Source organism: Streptomyces oryzae (assembly GCF_017676365.1).
In the GTDB taxonomy this organism is placed as follows: Bacteria; Actinomycetota; Actinomycetes; order Streptomycetales; family Streptomycetaceae; genus Streptomyces; species Streptomyces oryzae.
On record NZ_JADKMA010000144.1, the window covers coordinates 1 to 19,758 of the forward strand.

General features: G+C 71.2%; 16 protein-coding genes. 10 read left to right on the plus strand and 6 right to left on the minus strand.

The genetic code is table 11. The features are described from left to right. Nucleotides 1-88: 88 nt before the first annotated feature. Nucleotides 89-1,567 (plus strand): CehA/McbA family metallohydrolase, encoded by a 1,479-nt coding sequence (locus ITI46_RS24155; protein WP_209241844.1) that lies wholly within the window; start codon nucleotides 89-91, stop codon nucleotides 1,565-1,567. A gap of 16 nt (nucleotides 1,568-1,583) precedes the next feature. On the opposite strand, the gene ITI46_RS24160 is transcribed toward ITI46_RS24155, so the two are convergent. Further along, nucleotides 1,584-2,471 (minus strand): helix-turn-helix domain-containing protein, encoded by an 888-nt coding sequence (locus tag ITI46_RS24160; RefSeq protein WP_209241831.1) that lies wholly within the window; start codon nucleotides 2,469-2,471, stop codon nucleotides 1,584-1,586. 131 nt (nucleotides 2,472-2,602) lie between these two features. Between ITI46_RS24160 and ITI46_RS24165 the strand changes: the two genes are divergently transcribed. Beyond that, nucleotides 2,603-3,625 carry an aldo/keto reductase gene (locus ITI46_RS24165; protein ID WP_209241832.1) on the plus strand — a complete coding sequence of 341 codons (1,023 nt, stop codon included), beginning with the start codon at nucleotides 2,603-2,605 and terminating at the stop codon, nucleotides 3,623-3,625. A gap of 131 nt (nucleotides 3,626-3,756) precedes the next feature. Here ITI46_RS24165 and ITI46_RS24170 read toward each other — a convergent pair whose 3' ends face one another. The 4 genes from ITI46_RS24170 to ITI46_RS24185 all read right to left on the minus strand — a co-directional run bounded on the left by ITI46_RS24170 (nucleotide 3,757) and on the right by ITI46_RS24185 (nucleotide 8,898). Next, complete coding sequence (locus ITI46_RS24170; protein WP_307808304.1) at nucleotides 3,757-5,529, minus strand: N-acyl-D-amino-acid deacylase family protein; 1,773 nt, start codon at nucleotides 5,527-5,529, stop codon at nucleotides 3,757-3,759. Between the two features lie 172 nt (nucleotides 5,530-5,701). Next, complete coding sequence (locus ITI46_RS24175; RefSeq protein WP_209241834.1) at nucleotides 5,702-6,832, minus strand: LLM class flavin-dependent oxidoreductase; 1,131 nt, start codon at nucleotides 6,830-6,832, stop codon at nucleotides 5,702-5,704. Nucleotides 6,833-7,118: 286 nt separating this feature from the next. Next, a complete protein-coding gene (locus ITI46_RS24180; RefSeq protein ID WP_209241835.1) occupies nucleotides 7,119-7,925 on the minus strand; it encodes an SDR family NAD(P)-dependent oxidoreductase in 807 nt (268 codons plus the stop codon). A 25-nt stretch (nucleotides 7,926-7,950) separates the two neighbouring features. Continuing rightward, nucleotides 7,951-8,898 (minus strand): TIGR03619 family F420-dependent LLM class oxidoreductase, encoded by a 948-nt coding sequence (locus ITI46_RS24185; protein ID WP_307808303.1) that lies wholly within the window; start codon nucleotides 8,896-8,898, stop codon nucleotides 7,951-7,953. Nucleotides 8,899-9,198: 300 nt separating this feature from the next. Between ITI46_RS24185 and ITI46_RS24190 the strand changes: the two genes are divergently transcribed. The 6 genes from ITI46_RS24190 to ITI46_RS24215 are packed head-to-tail and all read left to right on the plus strand — an operon-like array spanning nucleotide 9,199 to nucleotide 14,766. Beyond that, a complete protein-coding gene (locus ITI46_RS24190) occupies nucleotides 9,199-10,827 on the plus strand; it encodes an ATP-binding protein (protein ID WP_209241836.1) in 1,629 nt (542 codons plus the stop codon). Then, on the plus strand, nucleotides 10,824-11,249 hold the full coding sequence (locus ITI46_RS24195; RefSeq protein WP_209241837.1) for a roadblock/LC7 domain-containing protein: 426 nt from the start codon (nucleotides 10,824-10,826) through the stop codon (nucleotides 11,247-11,249). Before ITI46_RS24190 ends, ITI46_RS24195 begins: the two co-directional genes overlap by 4 nt. Continuing rightward, complete coding sequence (locus ITI46_RS24200) at nucleotides 11,246-11,614, plus strand: DUF742 domain-containing protein (RefSeq protein ID WP_209241838.1); 369 nt, start codon at nucleotides 11,246-11,248, stop codon at nucleotides 11,612-11,614. The genes ITI46_RS24195 and ITI46_RS24200 overlap by 4 nt, the downstream gene beginning before the upstream one ends. Before the next feature lie 40 nt (nucleotides 11,615-11,654). Further along, nucleotides 11,655-12,239, plus strand: coding sequence for a GTP-binding protein (locus ITI46_RS24205; protein WP_209241839.1), 585 nt, complete (start codon nucleotides 11,655-11,657; stop codon nucleotides 12,237-12,239). Next, entirely contained in the window at nucleotides 12,236-13,546 is a 1,311-nt protein-coding gene (locus ITI46_RS24210; RefSeq protein WP_247746503.1) for a cytochrome P450 family protein, read from the plus strand. The genes ITI46_RS24205 and ITI46_RS24210 overlap by 4 nt, the downstream gene beginning before the upstream one ends. A gap of 53 nt (nucleotides 13,547-13,599) precedes the next feature. After that, a complete protein-coding gene (locus ITI46_RS24215) occupies nucleotides 13,600-14,766 on the plus strand; it encodes a cytochrome P450 family protein (protein WP_372452060.1) in 1,167 nt (388 codons plus the stop codon). Nucleotides 14,767-14,903: 137 nt separating this feature from the next. Here the strand turns inward: ITI46_RS24215 and ITI46_RS24220 are convergent, their stop codons facing one another. Continuing rightward, on the minus strand, nucleotides 14,904-16,124 hold the full coding sequence (locus ITI46_RS24220) for an amidohydrolase family protein (RefSeq protein ID WP_209241841.1): 1,221 nt from the start codon (nucleotides 16,122-16,124) through the stop codon (nucleotides 14,904-14,906). Between the two features lie 212 nt (nucleotides 16,125-16,336). Between ITI46_RS24220 and afsR the strand changes: the two genes are divergently transcribed. Continuing rightward, complete coding sequence (gene afsR / locus ITI46_RS24225; protein WP_209241842.1) at nucleotides 16,337-19,294, plus strand: SARP-family global regulator AfsR; 2,958 nt, start codon at nucleotides 16,337-16,339, stop codon at nucleotides 19,292-19,294. 221 nt (nucleotides 19,295-19,515) lie between these two features. Continuing rightward, nucleotides 19,516-19,665, plus strand: coding sequence for a hypothetical protein (locus ITI46_RS24230; protein ID WP_209241843.1), 150 nt, complete (start codon nucleotides 19,516-19,518; stop codon nucleotides 19,663-19,665). The last annotated feature ends 93 nt before the right edge of the window (nucleotides 19,666-19,758 follow it).

Consider the following 19,758-nt stretch of genomic DNA (forward strand, 5'->3'; position numbering starts at 1 on the left):
GCAGTTGGCGTTTGCGCCACCCTGGGGTCTTCTCCCCCTCACCGGGCGCGCGTACAACTCCCCCATGGACTCATCCGAGGACACGCATATGGGCAGACGCGACGCGCTGCGGCTCTCTCTGGTTGCCGGGGCCGCGACAACAGTGACGCTTTCCGGGGCGAGGTTCGCGGCGGCGGAGGACGGTGCGACAGTGAGCCGGAAATTGCGCGGGCATCTGCCGCACGGGGCGCCCGATTTCGTGTATCTCCCGGTGGAGGTCCCCGAGGGGGTACGCGAGATCGCGGTCGCCTACAGCTACGACAAACCGGATGTGCCCAAGGGCACGCCCGGCAACGCGCTGGACATCGGCATCTTCGACGAGCGCGGCACGGCGCTGGGGGGACGGGGTTTCCGGGGCTGGTCCGGCGGTTTCCGTGACTCCTTCTCGATCAGTGCCGAAGAGGCGACGCCCGGCTATCTGGCGGGCCCGGTACGGGCGGGCACCTGGCATGTGGCGCTGGGCCCCTACACGGTGGCGCCGCAGGGCATGGACTACGAGGTGACGGTCACCCTGCGGCACGGTGAGCCCGGGAGTACGCCGCGCAGCAGCTATCCGCCCGAGCGCGCCAAGGGACGGGGCAGGGCCTGGTACCGGGGCGACTGCCACCTGCACACGGTGCACTCGGACGGGCGCCGTACGCCGCGCGAGGTGGCGGCAGCCGCCCGTGCCGCAGGGCTGGACTTCATCACCACCACCGAGCACAACACCACCTCGGGGCACGCCGCGTGGGAGGGGCTGTGGGGGGATGATCTGCTGGTGCTGTGCGGCGAGGAGATCACCACCCGCAACGGCCACTGGCTGGCCCTCGGCACCGACCCGGGCACGTTCCTCGACTGGCGCTACCGGGCCAGGGACGACGCCTATCCGAGGTTTACGCGGGCCGTGCACCGGGCGGGCGGTCTGGTGGTGCCCGCGCATCCGAACTGCCCGTTCGTGGGCTGCCAGTGGAAGTTCGGCTACGAGCACGCGGACGCGGTGGAGGTGTGGAACGGGCCGTGGACGGCCGACGACGAGCTCGCGCTGGCCGCCTGGGACAGCCTGCTCGTCAGCCGGGAGGACTGGCTGCCCGCCATGGGGAACAGCGACGCGCACCGGGAGGGCCAGGACGTCGGGCTGCCGCAGACCGTGGTTCATGCGGACGACCTGGCGCGCGGTCCGCTGCTGGCGGCGATCCGCGCGGGGCGGTCGTATCTGGCCGAGTCGTCGCAGATCTCCGTCGAGCTGAAGGCGGCCTCCGCCAAGGGTGCGCACGCCACGCTCGGGGAGACGCTGCGGGCCGAGCCCGACACCGAGGTGACCGTCGACCTCACCGTACGCGGCGCGCCTGAGGGCGCCACCCTGCATCTGGTCACGGACGAGGGCACCATGCGCACCGCCAGCGGCCCGCGCCTCACCTGGCGGACCACGCCCTCGCTGGCCACCTATGTGCGGGCCGAGGTGCGGCACCCGGCGCAGGAGGGGTCAGGGCTGCCCGGCGCCATGGCGGCGATGACGAACCCCGTCTGGCTGGGCGACGGGCGAGCGTGAGCCCCGCTGCGGCGGCTCAGGCGGTGTGCAGGGCGAGGCGGCGGCCGGACACCGGCGCGTCGTCGTGCAGCTGGTCCGCGAGCCGCCGCAGGGCCGCCTCGGAGGGCGAGCCCGGCTCGACGGTGTAGGTGCACAGGGTCTGCTGGGTGTCGACAGTGAGCTGGAACGTCTCAAAGGTGATCTCCAGCTCACCCACCACGGGGTTGCGGACGCGCTTGCGGCCGGAGAACTTCTCGCGCACCTGCTGGTCCGCCCACAGGGCACGGAATTCGGGGCTGCGGTCGAGCAGTTCCGTCAGCACTGCCTTGACGCGCGGGTGGCAAGGGTAGCGAGCGCTCTCGGCGCGCACTGCGGCCACTGTCTCGGCGGCCAGCTCGTCCCAGTCGGGGTGCAGGGCGCGACTGTCGGGATGGAAGAAGACCAGTAGCGGAGCGTTTCGCCGCTCCGCCGGTATCGCCTCCAGGTCGAAGGCGATACCCGCGCCCAGCGCGTTCCACGCCAGGAAGTCCAGCCCCGGCCCGTAGACGAAAGCGGGCACATATGGGCCCATGGCGTGCAGCAGTCGCCGGATCTCGGGCCGTACGACGGGCGCGGCCTGCGGGCCGTCGGCGAAGTGCGGGTCGGCGAGGTTGCGCAGATAGGTGTGCTCGTCGTCGGTCAGCCGCAGGGCGCGCGCCAGCGCGTCGAGCACCGGCTCGGAGATGCTCTGTGCGCGCCCCTGCTCGATGCGGATGTAGTAGTCGACGCTGATGCCCGCGAGCTGGGCCACCTCCTCACGGCGCAGTCCGGGAACGCGGCGCCGGTTGTGGACGGGTGGCAGCCCCAGCCGCTCCGGGTCGAGCGCTGCCCTGCGGGACTTGAGGAATGCGCCGATGCCCAGCGTTTCCTTCTTCTCGGCCGTCATGCACCCAGTATCCGCCCAGGGTGGTACTGGCGGACCCAGGCTGAGCCTGACCTGGCTGGGCGGGACGGGGCGCGTGAGGGTTTCCGTACGGGGGAGCAGCCCCCGGAAACAACAGGTCCAGGAGTGCGACTGTGCAGCGACGTTTTCTCGGCGGTACCGGCATCTCGGTGAGCGATCACGCCCTCGGCGCCATGATGCTGGGCACCGCCAACACCGACCAGGACGACTGCGTCCGCATCATCCACCGTGCCCTCGACAGCGGCATCAATCTGGTGGACACGGCCGACGCCTATGGCAACGGCGCCAGTGAGGAGGTCGTCGGCCGGGCCCTGAAGGGCCGCCGGGACGAGGTGGTGCTGGCGACCAAGGGGCATCTGCCGATGGGTGAGGACCCCAATATGAGCGGCAACAGCCGCCGCTGGCTGACCCGCGCGCTGGACGACAGCCTGCGCCGGCTCGGCACCGACCATGTGGACCTCTACCAGTTGCACCGGCCCGACCCGCACACCGACATCGAGGAGACCCTGGGCGCGCTGTCCGACTTCGTCCGTGCGGGCAAGGTGCGCGCCGTGGGCACCTCCACGTTCCCCGCCGAGCTCCAGGTGGAGGCCCAGTGGGCGGCGCAGCGGGGCGGCCATGTCCGGCCGCGAACCGAGCAGCCGCACTACTCGATGCTGGCGCGCGGTGTCGAGGCCGCGCTGCTGCCGACAGCGCAGCGCTACGGGCTCGGCGTACTGGTGTGGGGTCCGCTGTCGGGCGGCTGGCTGTCGGGGCGTATCCGCTCGGCGGACGACATCGACCTGAGCGCGGGCCGTACGGCCGTCGAGCGGCACAAGTTCGATGTGTCGCTGCCCGGCAACGCACGCAAGCTGGAGGCGGTGCGCGCGCTGTCCGAGCTGGCCGAGGACGCCGGGATCGAGCTGCGGCACATGGCCACCGCGTTCGTCCGCAACCACCCGGCCGTCACCTCGGTACTGCTGGGCCCGCGCACGATGGAGCACCTGGAGACGCTGCTGGCGGGCTCCGAGGTGACGCTGAGCGCTGATGTGCTGGACCGGATCGACGAGATCGTGCCGCCGGGTACGGATCTGAACCCGGACGATTTCTACTACACGCCCCCGGCCCTGGCGGACGCGGCACTGCGGCGACGTTGAAGGGGCGGGCGGCGGAAGCCGGGCTGCCGCCCACTGCCCACCGCGACCGCCGGAAGCCGAAAGCCAGAGGCCAGAGGCCGGAAGCCGGAAGCCGGAAGCCGGAAGCCGGAAGCCGGAAGCCGGAAGCACGACTACCGCGTACCGACCGTCTCCGTGTCGCGTCCCGAGCGCAGGACCTTGCCCGGCACGGAGCCGGTCACCCGGTCGTCGCGGATGGTCTCGACGCCGTTGACCCAGACGCCGACGATGCCGACGGCGGCCGAGTCGAGCCGGGGGCTTTCGCCGGGCAGGTCGTGGACGAGCCTGGCCTGGCCCGCGTCGATCCGTTCCGGGTCGAAGAGCACCAGGTCCGCGTGCCAGCCCTCGCGCACCTGGCCGCGTTCGCGCAGGCCGAGCAGCCGGGCGGGTTCGTCGGTGAGCATCTGTACCGCGCGCTCCAGGCCCGCCAGTTTCCGGCCGCGCAGACAGTCGCCCAGAAAGCGCGTCGTATAGGGCGCTCCGCACATGCGGTCCAGGTGGGCGCCCGCGTCGGAGCCGCCCAGCATCACGTCCTCGTGCTCCCAGGTCTGCCTGCGCAGTTCCCAGCTGGCTGGGTCGTTGTCGGTGGGCATCGGCCACAGCACCGTGCGCAGTTCGTCGTTGGCGCAGATGTCCACCAGGCAGCCGAAGGGGTCCTGGCCGCGCTCGGCCGCGATGTCGGCCACGACGCGGCCGCTCAGCCCCTCGTTGGCGGCCGAGTAGGTGTCGCCGATCACGTACCGGTCGAAGCGGGCCAGCCGGCGGAAGACACCCGCCTCCTTGCTGTCCGCGCGGCGCAGCATCTCGGCCCGTACGCCGGCGTCGCGCAGCCTGGCGATGCGTTCGGGTACGGGCAGGGCGAGGATGTCGCCCCAGCCGGGGAGGAGGTTGAGCGCGCAGAAGGTGCCCAGCGACATGTTCATGGGGGTGAGGATCGGCATGGTGAGCGCGACGACCCTGCCGCCCTCCTTCCGTGCCTGCTCGCTGGCGGCCAGCTGCCGTGGCACCCGTTCGGGGACGGCGGCGTCGATGGTGAGCACGTTCCAGTTCAGCGGCCGTCCGGCAGCCGCCGACATCCGGGCGAACAGGTCGATCTCGTCGTCGGAGAACTGGTCGAGGCAGCCGGCGACGATGGCCTCGATCTGGGTGCCCTCGTGCTCCGAGACGGCGCGGGAGAGCGCCAGCAGTTCGTCCGGCCCGGCGTGCCGGGAGGCGACGGGGTTGCCGTCGCCGTCGGAGTGGGTGGACGACTGGGTGGTCGACAGCCCCCAGGCGCCCGCCTCCATCGCCTCGTGGAAGAGGCGCAGCAGCTGCTCCAGCTGCGCCGCGTCGGGCTGCCCTCCGATGGCGTCCTGGCCCATCACGTACCGCCGCAGCGCGCAGTGGCCCACCATGAAGCCCGCGTTGACCGCGATTCGGCCCTCCAGCGCGTCCAGGTAGTCGCCGAAGGAGTGCCAGTTCCAGGGTGCGCCCTCTTCGAGCGCCACCAGGGACATGCCTTCCACTTTGGACATCATCCGCCGCGTGTAGTCGGCGTCCTGGGGGCGCTCGGGGTTGAGCGGGGCCAGGGTGAAGCCGCAGTTGCCGCCCGCGACCGTGGTGACGCCGTGGTTCATGGAGGGGGTGGCGTACGGGTCCCAGAACAGCTGCGCGTCGTAGTGGGTGTGCGGGTCGACGAACCCGGGGGCGAGGACGAGTCCGGCGGCGTCCTGGCTGCTGCGGGCCTCCTCGCGCAGCGTGCCGGGCTCGGCGATGCGGGCGATGCGGCCGCCCCGGATGCCGATGTCGGCCCGATAGGAGGGCGCCCCGGTGCCGTCTACGACGGTGGCGCCCGTGATGAGGTGGTCGAGCATGCTGCGGGTCCTCCTTCGCGGAGCCTGCGGGATGCTGCTTGGTGTGCGCGGGGTCAGTGGTTGCGAACCACGGGCCGGCACTTGCCGACTTTTGCGGACCGCCGGTCCGCGTCCGCGCGCGTGGTCGGCTGTTGCGGACCGCCGGTCCGCGGCGACGCCCCCGGGCCGGCTGTTGCGGACCGCTGGTCCGCAACCACCTGGCGGGTCAGCTGTTGCGCGCCGCGTCGCGGAAGCGGGTCGTGCGGTGCACCGGGTCGGTGTCGATCTGCGGGATCACGTGCTCACCGATGAGCTTGATCGTGTTCATGGTGTCCTCGTACGGGATGCCGATGGGCAGCCCGAAGGAGAGCTGGTCGGCGCCCGCCTGCTCCCAGCGCTTGCACTGGCGCAGCACCTCTTCGGGGTTGCCGCAGATCATCAGCTCCTCGGCGATGAGCAGATCGACGACCTCTTCGGTGTAGTCGGGGATCAGTTCCGGCCACTGCGGGATGCCCTCGGGCCGGGGGAAGGTGTCGTGGTAGCGGAAGAGGAGCGACTGGAGGTAGTTCAGACCGCCGTTGACCGCGATCTGCTTGGCCTTCTGAGTCGTCTCGGCGCAGATGGCGGTCGAGGTGACCATGACGTTGTCGTTGACGTAGCCGCCGATGGGGTCGGCGTCCTTGACGGCCCCCTTGTAGGACTCGACCACCCACTCCATGTCCGAGACCTTCTGGACGCTGAAGCCGAGCACCCCCAGCCCCTTCTTCGCGGCCATCGCGTACGAGGAGGGCGACCCGGCCGCGTACCACATGGCCGGGTGTGAGCCCCCATAGGGCCTGGGAAGGATCTTGCGTGGGGGCAACGACCAATGCCTCCCCTCAAACCCCTGGTACTCGTCCTGCAGCCACATCTTGGGGAACTCCGCGATGGTCTCCTCCCAGATCTCCTTGGTGTGGTTCATGTCGGTGACACCCGGCAGGAACCCGAGGATCTCGTGGGAGCCGGCGCCCCGCCCGGAGCCGAACTCGAAGCGGCCGCCCGTCAGGTGGTCGAGCATGGCGACCTTCTCCGCCACCTTCACCGGGTGGTTGACCTGCGGCAGCGGGTTGAAGATCCCGGAGCCGAGGTGGATGCGGTCGGTGGCGTGCGCGAGATAGCCCAGGAAGACGTCGTTGGCCGACAGGTGGCTGTACTCCTCCAGGAAGTGGTGCTCGGAGGCCCAGGCGTACTTGAAGCCCGACTTGTCCGCCTGGATGACGTACTCGGTCTCCTCGACCAGTGCCTTGTGTTCGGCCTGCGGATCGGCCTGGGCCCGCGCTGCGGGCACGTACCCCTGAACAAAGAGCCCGAACTCCACGGTGTCATCTCCTTGGCGGGTGTTTCTGACGTACCGTCAGATTGCGATGGTGCCGACTGTCGCACCGCGGGATGGGGCCGTCAATACGGCGGAGAGCTTCCTGTGCGACCGGCGCAGGGGTGAAGAAAGAGTGAGGACACGATCATGAAACCCTGAAGGACTTGCGAAGTCTTCCTGCCGGAAATCGCCACCCTGCCCTGCACACCGGCGCCGCCATTCCACAAGCGAAGGAGCAAACGCAGCGCTCGCCGGGTGGCTGCGCGCCCTCCCGAGTGGCCGCGCGCCCTCAGAGCACCGAGACCCCGGCCAGCCAGCCACCGTCGATGACGAACGGCTGACCCGTGACATACGAGGAGTCCGTGCAGCTGAGAAAGAGGGCCAGCCGCGCCACCTCCTCCGGGCGCCCCATCCGGCCCTGCGGGATGAGCTTGGCGTAGAAGGCAGCGGTAGCGCTCTCCTGCGCTACCGCGGTATCGAGCCGCACCCCGCTCAGCCCGCTCTCCGCGGCCTGCGCCGGGTTCGTCATCGGGGTGTCGATCGCGCCGGGGCACATGGCGTTGACGCGGACGCCGCGCCCCGCGAGCTCCATCGAGGCGACGCGGGTCATGCCGACGATCGCGGCCTTGGTCGCCGCGTACGCGGTCAGCAGGGCCATGCCCGTCAGCGCGGCGTAGGAGGCGGTGTTGACGATGGTGCCGCCGCCCGCACGCTCGATGCGCGGGGCGAGGGTCTTCATCCCGAGGAAACAGCCGGTCTGGTTGACGTCGACCACCTCGCGGAACTCCGCGACCGGCGTCGCGGCCAGCTCGTTGAAGCGGAGGATGCCGGCGTTGTTGATGAGCCCGTCGACCTTGCCGAAGACGCGTTCGGCGGTGTCTGCGGCGGCTCGCCAGTCGGTCTCTTCGCGTACGTCCAGGTGGACGTAGCGCGCACGGTGCGGGCCCAGCTCCGCGGCCACCTGCTCGCCCTCGTCGTCCAGGATGTCGCCGAGCACCACCTTGCCACCCTCGGTGGCGAACAGCCGGGCCTCCGCCGCGCCTTGGCCGCGGGCTGCGCCACTGATCAGGACGACCCTGCCGTCCAGCTTGCCCATGTTGCCTCCTTGGCTCGGTACCCCCTCACACCAGCTGCGGGGCGACTTTCTCGGCGAACAGGGCGAGCTGGTCGAGGAGTTCTCCCAGCGATCTGGAGCGGAAGCGGAGTTGCAGCTGGGTGACGCCCATGTCGCGGTAGGCCCGTAGTGCGGCGGCGATGGTGGCCGGGGCGCCATGACAGGTGCGGCGGCCCACGTCCCAGGCGGGGCGGCCCACATAGAGGGGCTCGGCGATGGCGCCGATGGTGAACGGCGCCTGAGCGAGCCCGGCCGACTCCCGCAGCCGGCGGATGCGCTCGATCTTGGGCGGCAGCGCTTCGCGTGCGTCGCCCTGCGGCAGCCAGCCGTCGCCGCGCAGCGCCGCACGGCGTACCGCCGGGGATGAGGAGCCGCCGACCCACACCGGTGGGCGGGGCCGTTGGGCCGGGCGCGGCTGCTGTCCCAGTCCCGCGAAGGAGAAGCGGTCCCCGGCGAAGGCGGGGAACTCCTCTTCCCCCAGAGCCGCTTTCAGCGCGTCGATGGTCTCGTCGAGCACCGCTCCGCGCGCGGCGAAGTCGGCGCCGAGCGTTTCGAACTCCTCGCGCACATGCCCCGCGCCCACGCCGAGCAGGAGCCGCCCGCCGGAGAGATGGTCGAGCGTGGCGTACTGCTTGGCGCTCGCCAAGGGATGCCGCAGTCCGACGACGGCGACGTGGCTGAGCAGCGCGACCCGTTCGGTGGCGGCGGCCAGGAAGGACAGCGTGGCCACGGGGTCGTACCAGACCGTGCTCATGGCGGCCGCCAGCCGCCGCGGTACGGCGACGTGTTCGCAGCAGCCGATGTAGGCGTATCCGTGCCGGTCGGCGGCGCGGGCCACGGCCAGGAGTTCGGCCGGCCCGGCGGCGGCCTCCCAGGGTTCGGCGTAGAGGGTGCTCTGCGACTGGACCGGCAGCTGGATCCCATAGGCCAGCTGTCCGGGAGGGAAGGTCAGCACCTGGCCATGCTGATACCTGACGGGGCGTCAGGCAAGAGGAGGAGCATCAGCACCCCGCACCCCGCACTGGTTTCCGTCCCGCACCGCGGACCCGCCAGCTGAAGCTCGCTCAGGAGTGCTAGCCTCGTGCGCCGCGCAGCAGCGTGTTTGCTGTCGGCAACCAGGAGCGCGGATTCCGCATCCGGCTGCGCGCGCAGCGCCACTGAGAGAACATGGCGGCACTGCTGATTCCTGGTCGGTTCGCGATCAGTTCGCGGACTGGCCCGGCCCGCACGACAACCCAATCGCTCAAGGACGCCGATGACCGAGATACCGGTGGCGCTGACCGTCATCCTGTCCGTGGGGACGGCGGCCGCCGTGGCACTCGCCCTCCTGCTGGCGCGTTCGGCGCGGGAGACGAAGCGGCTGCGACAGCGCTCCGCCGCCGCCGAGAAGGATCTGCAGGACGCGCTGCACCACCAGGCGGCGCTCGCCCAGCGCGCGCAGGCGACGGAGGCCGAGGTGCGGCATCTGGCGGGCGCCCGTGTCCCGGACCTGACAGCGGCACTCGCCCACCCCAACGTCCCCGTACGCGGACTGCTCGACCCGGCCTTCCGTGGCACCGAGCTGGACCGGGCGCTGACCACGGTGCTGGAGCAGGTCAGCGACGCCGTGACCAAGGAACGGCTGCGCGTGGACGCCGCGGCGCAGGCGTCGATGCGCGGCGCGACGACCACCATCCAGGCGCTGCTCTACCAGTTGCAGACGCGGCTGCAGACGATGCAGGAACGGTACGACGACCCGTTCGTGGCCGAGGACCTGCTGGCAGCCGACTTCCTCAACGAGCAGGCGCTGCGCCGGATCCAGTCCACCGCGATCGTCTGTGGCGCCTGGCCCGGGCTGACCCGGCAGAACTCGCACCTGGGCGACATCGTCGTCGGTGCGATGTCCCGGCTCAGCGGCTACGAGCGCGTCCAGGTCACCAACCAGCTGCGCGACCCGATCGGCGTGGTGGCGCGGGCCGTGGAGCCCGCGGCCGTGGTGCTCACCGAGCTGCTGGCCAACTCGCTGCACTACTCGCACCCCGAACTCCCGGTTGCCGTAACGATCCAGCAGGGCAACCGCGGCGCCTCGGTGATCATCGATGACGCCGGTGTCGGCATGCACGCCGAGGAGATGGAACGCGCCCAGCGGATGATGGCGGGCCAGGAGAACGTGCTGATCACCGAGCTGGGCGACCCGCCCAGGACGGGCTTCGCGACGATCGGGCAGCTCGCCAGGCAGTACGGCTTCACGGCGTCCGTCGAGACGTCCCCGTACGGCGGCGTCCGGGCCATCGTCCACATCCCCGGCGACCCGCTGCTGACGCTGCTCGACGAGGAGGAGCAGCCGATGTCCCCCATGGCCCCGGCGCCGCGCTCCGGATCAAGTGCCGCCGCGGCCTCCGCGGTGCCCGGACAGCCCGCCACCCAGCGCCCGGCCCAGCCCGAGCCCGAGCACACCGCGACGGTCCACCTGAACCGCTCCGCGGCCCGTACGCCCTCGCGCACGCGGCCGTACGGCCAGGAGCAGACCCGTCCCGAGCCGCAGGCACAGCCGTCCGAGGACGAGCTGCCGCGGCGCCGGCGCCGCCGCCCGTCGCAGGACCCGGCGCTGGGCGCGCCGGCGGACGCCGTGACGCCCACGCCGAGCGGCGACGCCGCCGCAGCGGCCGGGAACCCGGCACAGGCCGCGGCGCAGGCCGCTGAGGCGTCGCCGGAGCAGAGCGCGGAGCGCTGGGCCGCCTTCCAGCGCGGCACCAACTCGGGCCGCGCCGCCGTCGACGAGGCCGAAGCGACGGGTCAGACGCCGCAGTTCGCGCCCACCGACCCTGCCCCCGATCACGGCGGCGTGATCCCCCACGACCACTCCGCCGATCCTCGTTCCGCTGAAGGGAATCCGCAGGAATGACAATCCCCGCACGCAGGTCACTCCGGGACGACACCTCATGGGTGTTGGGCCCCCTCCTGGAGCTCCCGCACGTCATCCACGCGGCCGTCATCTCCGGCGACGGCCTCATCGAGGGACGCTCGCCCAACCTGGAGCGGGACGCGGCAGAGGGCGTGGCCGCGATGCTCTCCGCGCTCCAGGGCGCCGCGCGTACGACCACCGCTGCGTTCGCCGGCACGTTCGAGGCGCGGCTGCGGCAGACCGTGGTGGAGTCCGACCACGGCTGGGTCTTCGCGATCCCCGCGGGTGAGAACACCACGCTGGCCGTCTTCGCCGGTCCTGACGTGAACATGGGCGTGGTCACCCACCAGATGCAGGTACAGGTCGCGTCGCTGGGGGCGAAGACCATGAGCACCCCGGCGAGGAACGACACGGCCACATGACTCCGCCGCCCCGTGACGGCAGGCGCCTGGTGCCTGCGTATCTGGCGACGACCGGACGAGCCCGGCCCAGCCGCAACACGCTCGACCGCCTCACCGTGCTGCACGGCGCGGCGGATCCGACGACGGTCTCTGGTCTCCGCCCCGAGGAGATCCGGCTGTTGGAGCTGCTGCGCGGCGGTGCGCTGTCGCTCGCCGAGGCCGCCGCGCATCTGCGGCTTCCGGTCAGTGTGGTCAAGGTCCTGGTGGCCGACCTGGTGGACACGGGCCGTCTGATGGCCCGCGCTCCGATCCCCGACGCCGAACTGCCGGAGCGGCAGATTCTGGAGAAAGTTCTCAATGGACTCCGCACTCTCAAGTCCTCCTAGTCCGGACGCCCCGTCGGGCTCCGGGGCGCAAGGCGGCTCCATGTATCTGGACGACAAGCCGCAGACGCTGGTGAAGCTGCTGGTCGCGGGGCCGTTCGGGGTGGGCAAGACCACCTTCATCCGCTCGCTGTCCGAGACGAAGCCGCTGCACACCGAGGAGGTGATGACGCGAACCGGCGCGCTGGTGGACGATCTGGCCGGGGTACGCGACAAGACCACCACCACGGTCGCCATCGACTTCGGGCGGCTGACGCTGCCCGGGGATCTGGTGCTGTACATGTTCGGCACCCCGGGGCAGCGCCGCTTCCGGCCGCTGTGGCAGGACATCGCGCGGGGCGCGCTGGGCGCCCTGGTGCTGGCGGACACCCGTCGCCTCGCCGACTCCTTCGAGGTGATGGACATGATCGAGGAGGCGGGGCTGCGGTACGCGGTGGCCGTCAACTCCTTCCCCGACTCCCCCCAGCACCACCCCGACACGCTGCGGGACCACCTCGACCTGGCGCCGGACACCCCGCTCGTGGTGTGTGACGCCCGCGACCGGAACCAGTCGGCGGACGCGCTGATCGCGCTCGTCGGCCACGTCCTCGAAGCCCTCGACCAGCAGCAGCCCCAGGAGCCCTCTTGAGCACCGCCCCAGCGCCGGGCCAGCCCTCCGGCCAGATGCCGCCGCCGCTGTCCCGGCCGAACACCGAGGTCACCCCGCTGTACGGGGAGGAGTTCGCCGCCGACCCGTACGCCGTCTACGAGCGGCTGCGCAAGTACGGCGCCGTCGCACCGGTGGAGATCGCCCCCGGGGTGGGCGCGATGCTGGTGATCGACTACCGCGCTGCGCTGGATCTGCTGCACGACTCGGCCACCTGGTCGAAGGACTCCAGCATCTGGCTGGACAGCGTGCCGGAGGACTCGGCCGTGATGCCGATGCTGCGCGGGCGGCCCAACGCGCTGTTCACCGACGGCGAGACACACGCCCGCTACCGGAAGGTCATCACCGACAGCTTCGCCCGGCTGGAGCCGCACACCATCCGCCAGATGGTGCGGGAGGTCGCCGACTCGCTGATCGCGAGCTTCGCGCAGGACGGCGAGGCCGACCTGGTCGGCCGGTTCGCGCGGGTGCTGCCGCTCCTCGTCTTCAACCGGGCCTTCGGCCTGCCCGACGAGTCCAGCGAGCTGCTGATCCAGGGCATCGCCGGAATGTTCGACAGCAAGACGCCCGAGGAAGCGGCGGCAGCCGACGCCGCCTACACCCGCTACATCACCGAACTGACCCAGCTCAAGCAGCGGGAACGCGGCCAGGACCTGACGTCCTGGCTCATCGACCACCCCGCGGAGCTGAGTGCCGAAGAGGTCGTGCACCAGATCGTGGTGATGCTGGGCGCCAGCTACGAGCCGCTGTCCAACCTCATCGGCAACGCGCTCAGCCGGATGCTCGTCGACGACCGTTACTACGGCAACCTGTCCGGCGGCGCCCTGACGGCCCGCGACGCGCTGCACGACGTGCTGCGCAACGAGCCGCCGATGGCCAACTACTCGGCGCACTACCCGCGCCGGGACATCTACTTCCACGGCGTCTGGCTGCGCGCGGGACAGCTCGTGCTGGTCTCCTATGCGGCGGCCTCCACCCAGAGCGGCCGTGCCGCGCCGGGTGAGAGCACCGGCGCCGCCGGGTCCGGAGGCGGCGCGCACCTGGCCTGGGCGGCGGGCCCGCACGCCTGCCCCGTCCAGCAGCCCGCGCTGCTGATCGCCACGACCGCGATCGAACGGCTCACCGCCTGGCTGTCGGACATCGAGCTGTCGGTTCCCTACGACCAACTCAAGTGGCGGCCAGGACCGTTCCAGCGCGGACTGGTCGCGCTGCCCGCACGGTTCAGCCCCGTCAGCCCCGACACCGCAGGAGGAACCCCGTGGAAGCGCAGCAGCAGTCCGTCCAGCTAGACCCGTTAGGCCGGGACATACACGGCGAGGCTGAGCGCATCCGCGGGCTGGGGGTGAGCGCCACCCTGGTCGAGCTGCCCGCAGGCGTGCACGCCTGGTACGTCAGCGAGTTCGAGGCGCTCAAGCAGCTGCTGCGCGATCCGCGGGTCTCCAAGGACCCGCGTCAGCACTGGCCCGCCTGGCAGCGCGGCGAGTTCCGCGACAGCTGGCTGCTCACCTGGCTGGACCGGGAGAACATGCTGTGCTCCTACGGGGAGGACCACAAGCGGCTACGGAAGCTGGTCGCGCCCGCGTTCACCGGGCGCCGCACGGCCGCCATGCTGCCCCGGGTGGAGCGGATCACCACCGAGCTGCTGGACGCGATGGAGCGGAAGATCGAGCTGGCGGAGGTCACCACCAGTGCGCCGCATCTGGAGCTGCGCTCCTCCTTCGCCCACCCGCTGCCGATGAACGTCATCTGCGAGCTGTTCGGGGTGCCCGAGGAGCAGCGGCCCGAGATGCGGCGGCTGATGGACCTGATCATGGACACCACGCTGACGGCCGAACAGGCCGCGCAGACGGCGGTGGACATGCACGCGGCCTTCACCGCGCTGGCCGAGGCCAAACGCGCCGAGCCCGGCGAGGACCTGACCAGCGTGCTGGTCTCGGCCCGGGACGAGGAGGGCGACAGGCTCTCCGAGAAGGAGCTGCTGGACACCCTGCTGCTGATGATCGGCGCGGGGCACGAGACCACCGTCAACCTCATCGGCAACGCGGTGCACGCCCTGCTCACCCACCCCGAGCAGCTGGAGCTGGTGCGGGAGGGCAAGGCGTCCTGGGACGACGTGATCGAGGAGACCCTGCGCTGGGCGCCCAGCATCGCCAACCTGCCGCTGCGCTTCGCCGTCGAGCAGATCGAGCTGCCGGACGGCACCACCATCCGGCAGGGTGACGCGATCCTCTCCACCATCGCCTCGGCCAACCGCGACCCGGACAAGTACGGGGAGCGCGCCGCCGAGTTCGACGTCCGGCGGCCCGGCGGCGAGCACTTGGCGTTCGGGCACGGGGTGCACTTCTGCCTGGGCGCGCCACTGGCCCGGATGGAGGCGCGCACCGCGCTGCCCGCGCTCTTCGACCGCTTCCCGAAGCTGTCGCTGGCGGTGCCGGCCGAGGAGCTGGCCCAGGTGCCCTCGGCCATCGCCTTCGGCTACGCGAAGCTGCCCGTACGGCTGTTGGGCTGAGCGCCTGACGGCAACCGAGCCGGAGGCGGCGGGGATGCGGACGGCCCGGAGGACAGGGCCGGGCAACCGCACCCGCCGCCTCCCCGGTCTTTCGCCTCCCGGTCCTCGTCTCCCCGGTCATCCCCGCAGAACCGGACTCAGGGTCCGGCCCACAGTCCGCCGTCCGTCAGCCCGAGCAGATCGATGGCGTTGCCGCGTACGATGCGCTCCACCAGTTCGGCGGGCAGATGGCCCATCTGGGCCTCGCCGACCTCCCTGGACTTGGGCCAGGTCGAGTCCGAGTGCGGATAGTCCGTCTCGTACAGGACGTTGGGCACGCCGATCGACTCCACGTTCTTCAGCCCGAACGCGTCGTCGAAGAAGCAGCCGTGTACGTGCTCGGCGAACAGTTCGGACGGCGGGCGCAGCACCTTGTCCGCCACGCCTCCCCAGCCCCGGTTCTCCTCCCAGACCACATCGGCGCGCTCCAGGATGTACGGGATCCAGCCGATCTGGCCCTCCGCGTACATGATCTTCAGGTTGGGGAAGCGGTCGAAGATCCCGCTCAGCAGCCAGTCCACCATCGAGAAGCAGCAGTTGGCGAAGGTGATGGTGGAGCCGACGGCTGGTGGCGCGTCGGCGGAGGTCGAGGGCATCTTGCTGGAGGAGCCGATGTGCATGGCGATGACGGTGCCGGTCTCGTCGCAGGCCCGCAGGAAGGGATCCCAGGCGTCGGTGTGCACGGAGGGCAGCCCCAGCCGTGGCGGGATCTCGGAGAAGCAGACGGCGCGTACGCCGCGTGCCGCGTTGCGCCGTACCTCCTCGGCGGCCAGTTCGGCGTCCCAGAGCGGGATGAGGGTGAGGGGTATGAGGCGCCCCTGCGCGTCGGGGCCGCACCACTCCTCCACCATCCAGTCGTTGTAGGCCCGCACCCCCAGCAGGCCCAGTTCGCGGTCCTTGGCCTCGGTGAAGGTCTGGCCGCAGAAGCGCGGGAAGGTGGGGAAGCACAGCGCCGACTGGACGTGGTTGACGTCCATGTCGGCGAGCCGCTCGCGCACGTCGTAGGAGCCGGGGCGCATCTGCTCGTAGGTGATCGCCTCCAGCCGCACCTCGTCCCTGTCGTAGCCGACGGCGGTGTCCAGCCTGGTCAGCGGGCGGCGCAGATCCTCGTACACCCACCAGTCGGCGATCGGTCCCTCGTCGCCGGGCTCGCCCATCTTCGGCGTGAACTTCCCGCCGACGAAGGTCATCTCCTTCAGCGGCGCACGGACGATACGGGGTCCGACCTCGCGGTATCGGGACGGCAGCCGCTCCCGCCACACATGTGGGGGTTCGACCGTGTGGTCATCCACCGAGATGATCCTGGGGAAGGTCTCCATGCCGCCACGGTAGCGCCGAAACTGACGGGGCGTCAGCTCTCGTGCGGCGCCTTCTTCCGGCCCCCGGCGCCGAGCCCGCATTCGAAGGTCCGAGCGGGCCGAATTCGAAGGCTTCGTAGAGAGGCAGGCACCCGAGCTGACGTAATTGCCATGACAAGGCAGACTGACCTCTGCGGGGAACGGAGGAGTGCGGAGCTGCAGGGGGCACACCAATGGGCGCCGGGGACCAGACGCGAGTCGCAACGGAGCACCAGGAGCACCAGCTTCGTTTCGCTGTGCTCGGTCCCGTCCGCGCCTGGCGTGGCGACCAGCCGCTCGGCATGGGCTCACCGCAGCAGAAGGCCCTGCTCGCGGCGCTGCTGCTGCGCGGCGGCCACACCGCGACGGCCGAGGAGCTGATCGACTCCATCTGGGGCGAGGAGCCGCCCGAGCAGGCCAAGGCGGCGCTGCGCACCTACGCCTCCCGCATCCGCAAGGCCCTCGGCACCGACGCCGAACTCCTGGTCAGCGAGTCCGGCGGCTACGCCATACGTACCTGGCCCGACGCCGCGCTGGACGTAGAGACGGCGCACGAGCTGGCCGCACGCGCCGAGAAGGCCGCCACCGGCGGCGACCGCGCCCAGTCCCGCGAGCTGTACGGCGCGGCCCTCGCACAGTGGGACGGCGAACCGCTCGCCCACGTGCCCGGGCCGTTCGCCGAGCAGCAGCGCGTGCGGCTGGAGGAGTGGCGGCTGAGCCTGCTGGAGCTGCGGCTCGATCTCGACCTCCAGGTCGGCTGCCACGCCGAGGCCGTCAGTGAGCTGACCGCACTGACCGCGGCCCATCCGCTGCGCGAGCGACTGCGCGAGCTGCTGATGCTCGCCCTCTACCGCAGCGGACGCCAGGCCGAGGCCCTCGCCGTCTACGCCGACGCCCGCCGGCTGCTCGCCGACGAACTCGGCGTCGACCCGCGCCCGGAGCTCGCCGAACTCCAGCAGCGCATCCTGGAGGCCGACGACGAGCTGGCCTACCAGTCCGACAGCCGCTCTCCCTCCGCGGCCACCACCGTCACCAGGCCCGCACAGCTGCCCGCGACCGTCGCCGACTTCACCGGGCGCGCGTCCTTCGTCGCCGAGCTCGGCGACCAGCTCGCGCAGGCCGAGGGCACCGTGATGGCGGTCTCCGCCGTCGCGGGCATCGGCGGCGTCGGCAAGACCACCCTCGCCATCCACGTGGCACACGCCGCCGCCGACCGCTTCCCCGACGGCCAGCTCTACGTCGATCTGCAAGGCGCCGGGGCCTCACCCGCCGACCCCGAAGCCGTTCTCGGCTCGTTCCTGCGCGCCCTGGGCGTGGCCGACTCGGCCATCCCCACCGGCATCCAGGACCGTGCCGCGCTCTTCCGCTCGCTGCTGGCCGGCCGCCGCGTGCTCGCGCTGCTGGACAACGCCAGGGACGCCGCGCAGGTGCGGCCCCTGCTGCCCGGCACGGCCGGGTGCGCTGCCCTGGTCACCAGCCGGGTGCGGATGGTCGACCTGGCCGGCGCGCACCTGGTGGACCTCGATGTGATGAGCCCCGAGGAGGCCATTGCCCTTTTTACCCGCATTGTGGGCGAGGAACGGGTGCTCTCGGAGCGCGAGGCCGCCATGGATGTGGTCGCGGCCTGCGGTTTTCTGCCGCTGGCCATCCGGATCGCCGCCGCCAGGCTCTCGGCCCGCCGCACCTGGACGGTCGCCACCCTCGCCGCCAAGCTGGGCGACGAGCGGCGCCGCCTGGACGAGCTCCAGGCCGGCGACCAGGCCGTCAAGGCCACCTTCGAACTCGGCTACGGCCAGCTCGACCGCGAACAGGCCCGCGCCTTCCGGCTGCTGGGCCTCGCCGAGGGCCCCGACATCTCCCTCGACGCCGCGGCCGCCCTGCTGGACCGCACCCCCGAGGACGCCGAGGACCTGCTGGAGTCCCTGGTCGACACCTCCCTCCTGGAGTCCGCGGCCCCCCGCCGCTACCGCTTCCACGACCTGGTCCGCCTCTTCGCCCGCGCCTGCGCGGAACGCGACGAACAGCCCCCCAGCGAGTGCGAGGCCGCGTTGGGGCGGCTGCTGGATTTCTACCTGGCGACGGCGCGGAACTATTACGTATTGGAGCGCCCCGCCGAAAAACTCGTCGCCCATCTGGAGGCCACCGCGCACGACGGCCTCCACTTCCCCGACCACGGCGCGGCGATCGAGTGGCTCTTCGCCGAGTCGGGCTGCTTTCTCGCCTGCGCCGCTCAGATGGCCTCCGGACCGACTCTGCGCCGGGCAGTGGACCTGCTGATGGCCACCAGTGCGCTGGCGGAGGCGGGCAGTTACGGACGGCAGTACGAGCAGGGCGCCACCACACTCAAGCGTGCGGCGCAGGAGGCCGGTGACGCGCACGCGGAGGCACGGGCCCGCTCGGTGCTCACCGGTATGCATCTGGCAACGGGGCGCTTCGACGAGGCGGACGAGGAAGCCGAGTGCGCGGAACGGCTGGCCGCGCAGGCCGGCGACCCCATCTCCTGGTCCTACGCGCTCAACGACCGTGGACTGGTGGCCAACTACCAGAGCCGCCCCCTGGACGCCGAGCACTTTCTGACCAGCGCGCTGGAAGCCTTCCGTTCATACGGCAACCGGCCCGCCGAGGCGAGCGCACTGTGCAATCTCTCGCGGGTGCACACTGAACTGGGCAAGACCGGAACCGCCATCTCGCTCGCCGAGCAGGCCCTCGCCATCCACGACGACCTGAGCGTCTCCATGCGCCGGGCAACGACGCTCTACGCGCTTGGTATCGCCCTCACCACAGCGCAGCGGCTGCCGGAGGCCGAGCAGCGTTTCAGGGAAGCTCTGGGCATCTTCCAGCACAGTCGGCAGCGACTGTGGGAGGGCATGGCCTACTTCCGGCTGGGCGAGGTCTATCTGGCGGCGCATCGGCCGGCGCAGGCGGCTGAGTTGACGGAGCAGGCGATGACCATCCTCCGCAGCATCGGCGGCCCGTGGCGCCGGGCCAACGCGCTGACGCTGCTCGGCCGGGCGTTGGAGGCGTTCGGACATCACCGTCGGGCACAGGCGTGCTGGCGTGAGGCTCTTGAACAGTATGAAGGCTTGGGCACCCCGGAAGCGGAAACCGTCCGCGAACTGCTCGGGGAAGCGGCGGCCGCGGTCCAGTCCTGACCGCGCAACACCTTCACCAACGAGACGTTCATCGATCGTTTATCGCCGCCCGGCATGCTCTTACCAGTCGATCCGGCGCCTCGGGGGGCAGGCGGATCGAACAGGGGGAACCGACCAACCCCCCGATAGGGTGAACGGCCCTGACCCGTCCGCCCGGCGGCCCACGGGGGAGTCGCTGGGCGGGCATCTGCCCACGAGCCCATAGAGGGGAAGCAGCCACCATGAGCGACCACGAGGAGAAGGTCACGCCCGAGAGCGGCGATATGACCACCCAGGAGCGCAACCAGACCATCAAGCCGAAGGCCAAGAAGACAACCTCCGGCGAGATGTCCACCCAGGAGCGCAACCAGACCATCAGGCCCGCCAACTGAGACTCGCTCTCCGGGAGACGCAGGGGGTTCGGGGGAGACTCCCGGAGAGCGCACGACCATTGGACGGGGGCTGCCCATCCGGGGGGGGGATCC

Excerpts from the sequence above, each read along its gene's own strand:
- ITI46_RS24200 (WP_209241838.1), top strand. The coding sequence starts at position 11,246 with ATGACTCCGCCGCCCCGTGACGGCAGGCGCCTGGTGCCTGCGTATCTG.
- ITI46_RS24230 (WP_209241843.1), top strand. The coding sequence starts at position 19,516 with ATGAGCGACCACGAGGAGAAGGTCACGCCCGAGAGCGGCGATATGACC.
- ITI46_RS24155 (WP_209241844.1), top strand. The coding sequence starts at position 89 with ATGGGCAGACGCGACGCGCTGCGGCTCTCTCTGGTTGCCGGGGCCGCG.
- ITI46_RS24180 (WP_209241835.1), bottom strand. The coding sequence starts at position 7,925 with ATGGGCAAGCTGGACGGCAGGGTCGTCCTGATCAGTGGCGCAGCCCGC.
- afsR (WP_209241842.1), top strand. The coding sequence starts at position 16,337 with ATGGGCGCCGGGGACCAGACGCGAGTCGCAACGGAGCACCAGGAGCAC.
- ITI46_RS24190 (WP_209241836.1), top strand. The coding sequence starts at position 9,199 with ATGACCGAGATACCGGTGGCGCTGACCGTCATCCTGTCCGTGGGGACG.
- ITI46_RS24220 (WP_209241841.1), bottom strand. The coding sequence starts at position 16,124 with ATGGAGACCTTCCCCAGGATCATCTCGGTGGATGACCACACGGTCGAA.
- ITI46_RS24160 (WP_209241831.1), bottom strand. The coding sequence starts at position 2,471 with ATGACGGCCGAGAAGAAGGAAACGCTGGGCATCGGCGCATTCCTCAAG.
- ITI46_RS24205 (WP_209241839.1), top strand. The coding sequence starts at position 11,655 with ATGTATCTGGACGACAAGCCGCAGACGCTGGTGAAGCTGCTGGTCGCG.
- ITI46_RS24195 (WP_209241837.1), top strand. The coding sequence starts at position 10,824 with ATGACAATCCCCGCACGCAGGTCACTCCGGGACGACACCTCATGGGTG.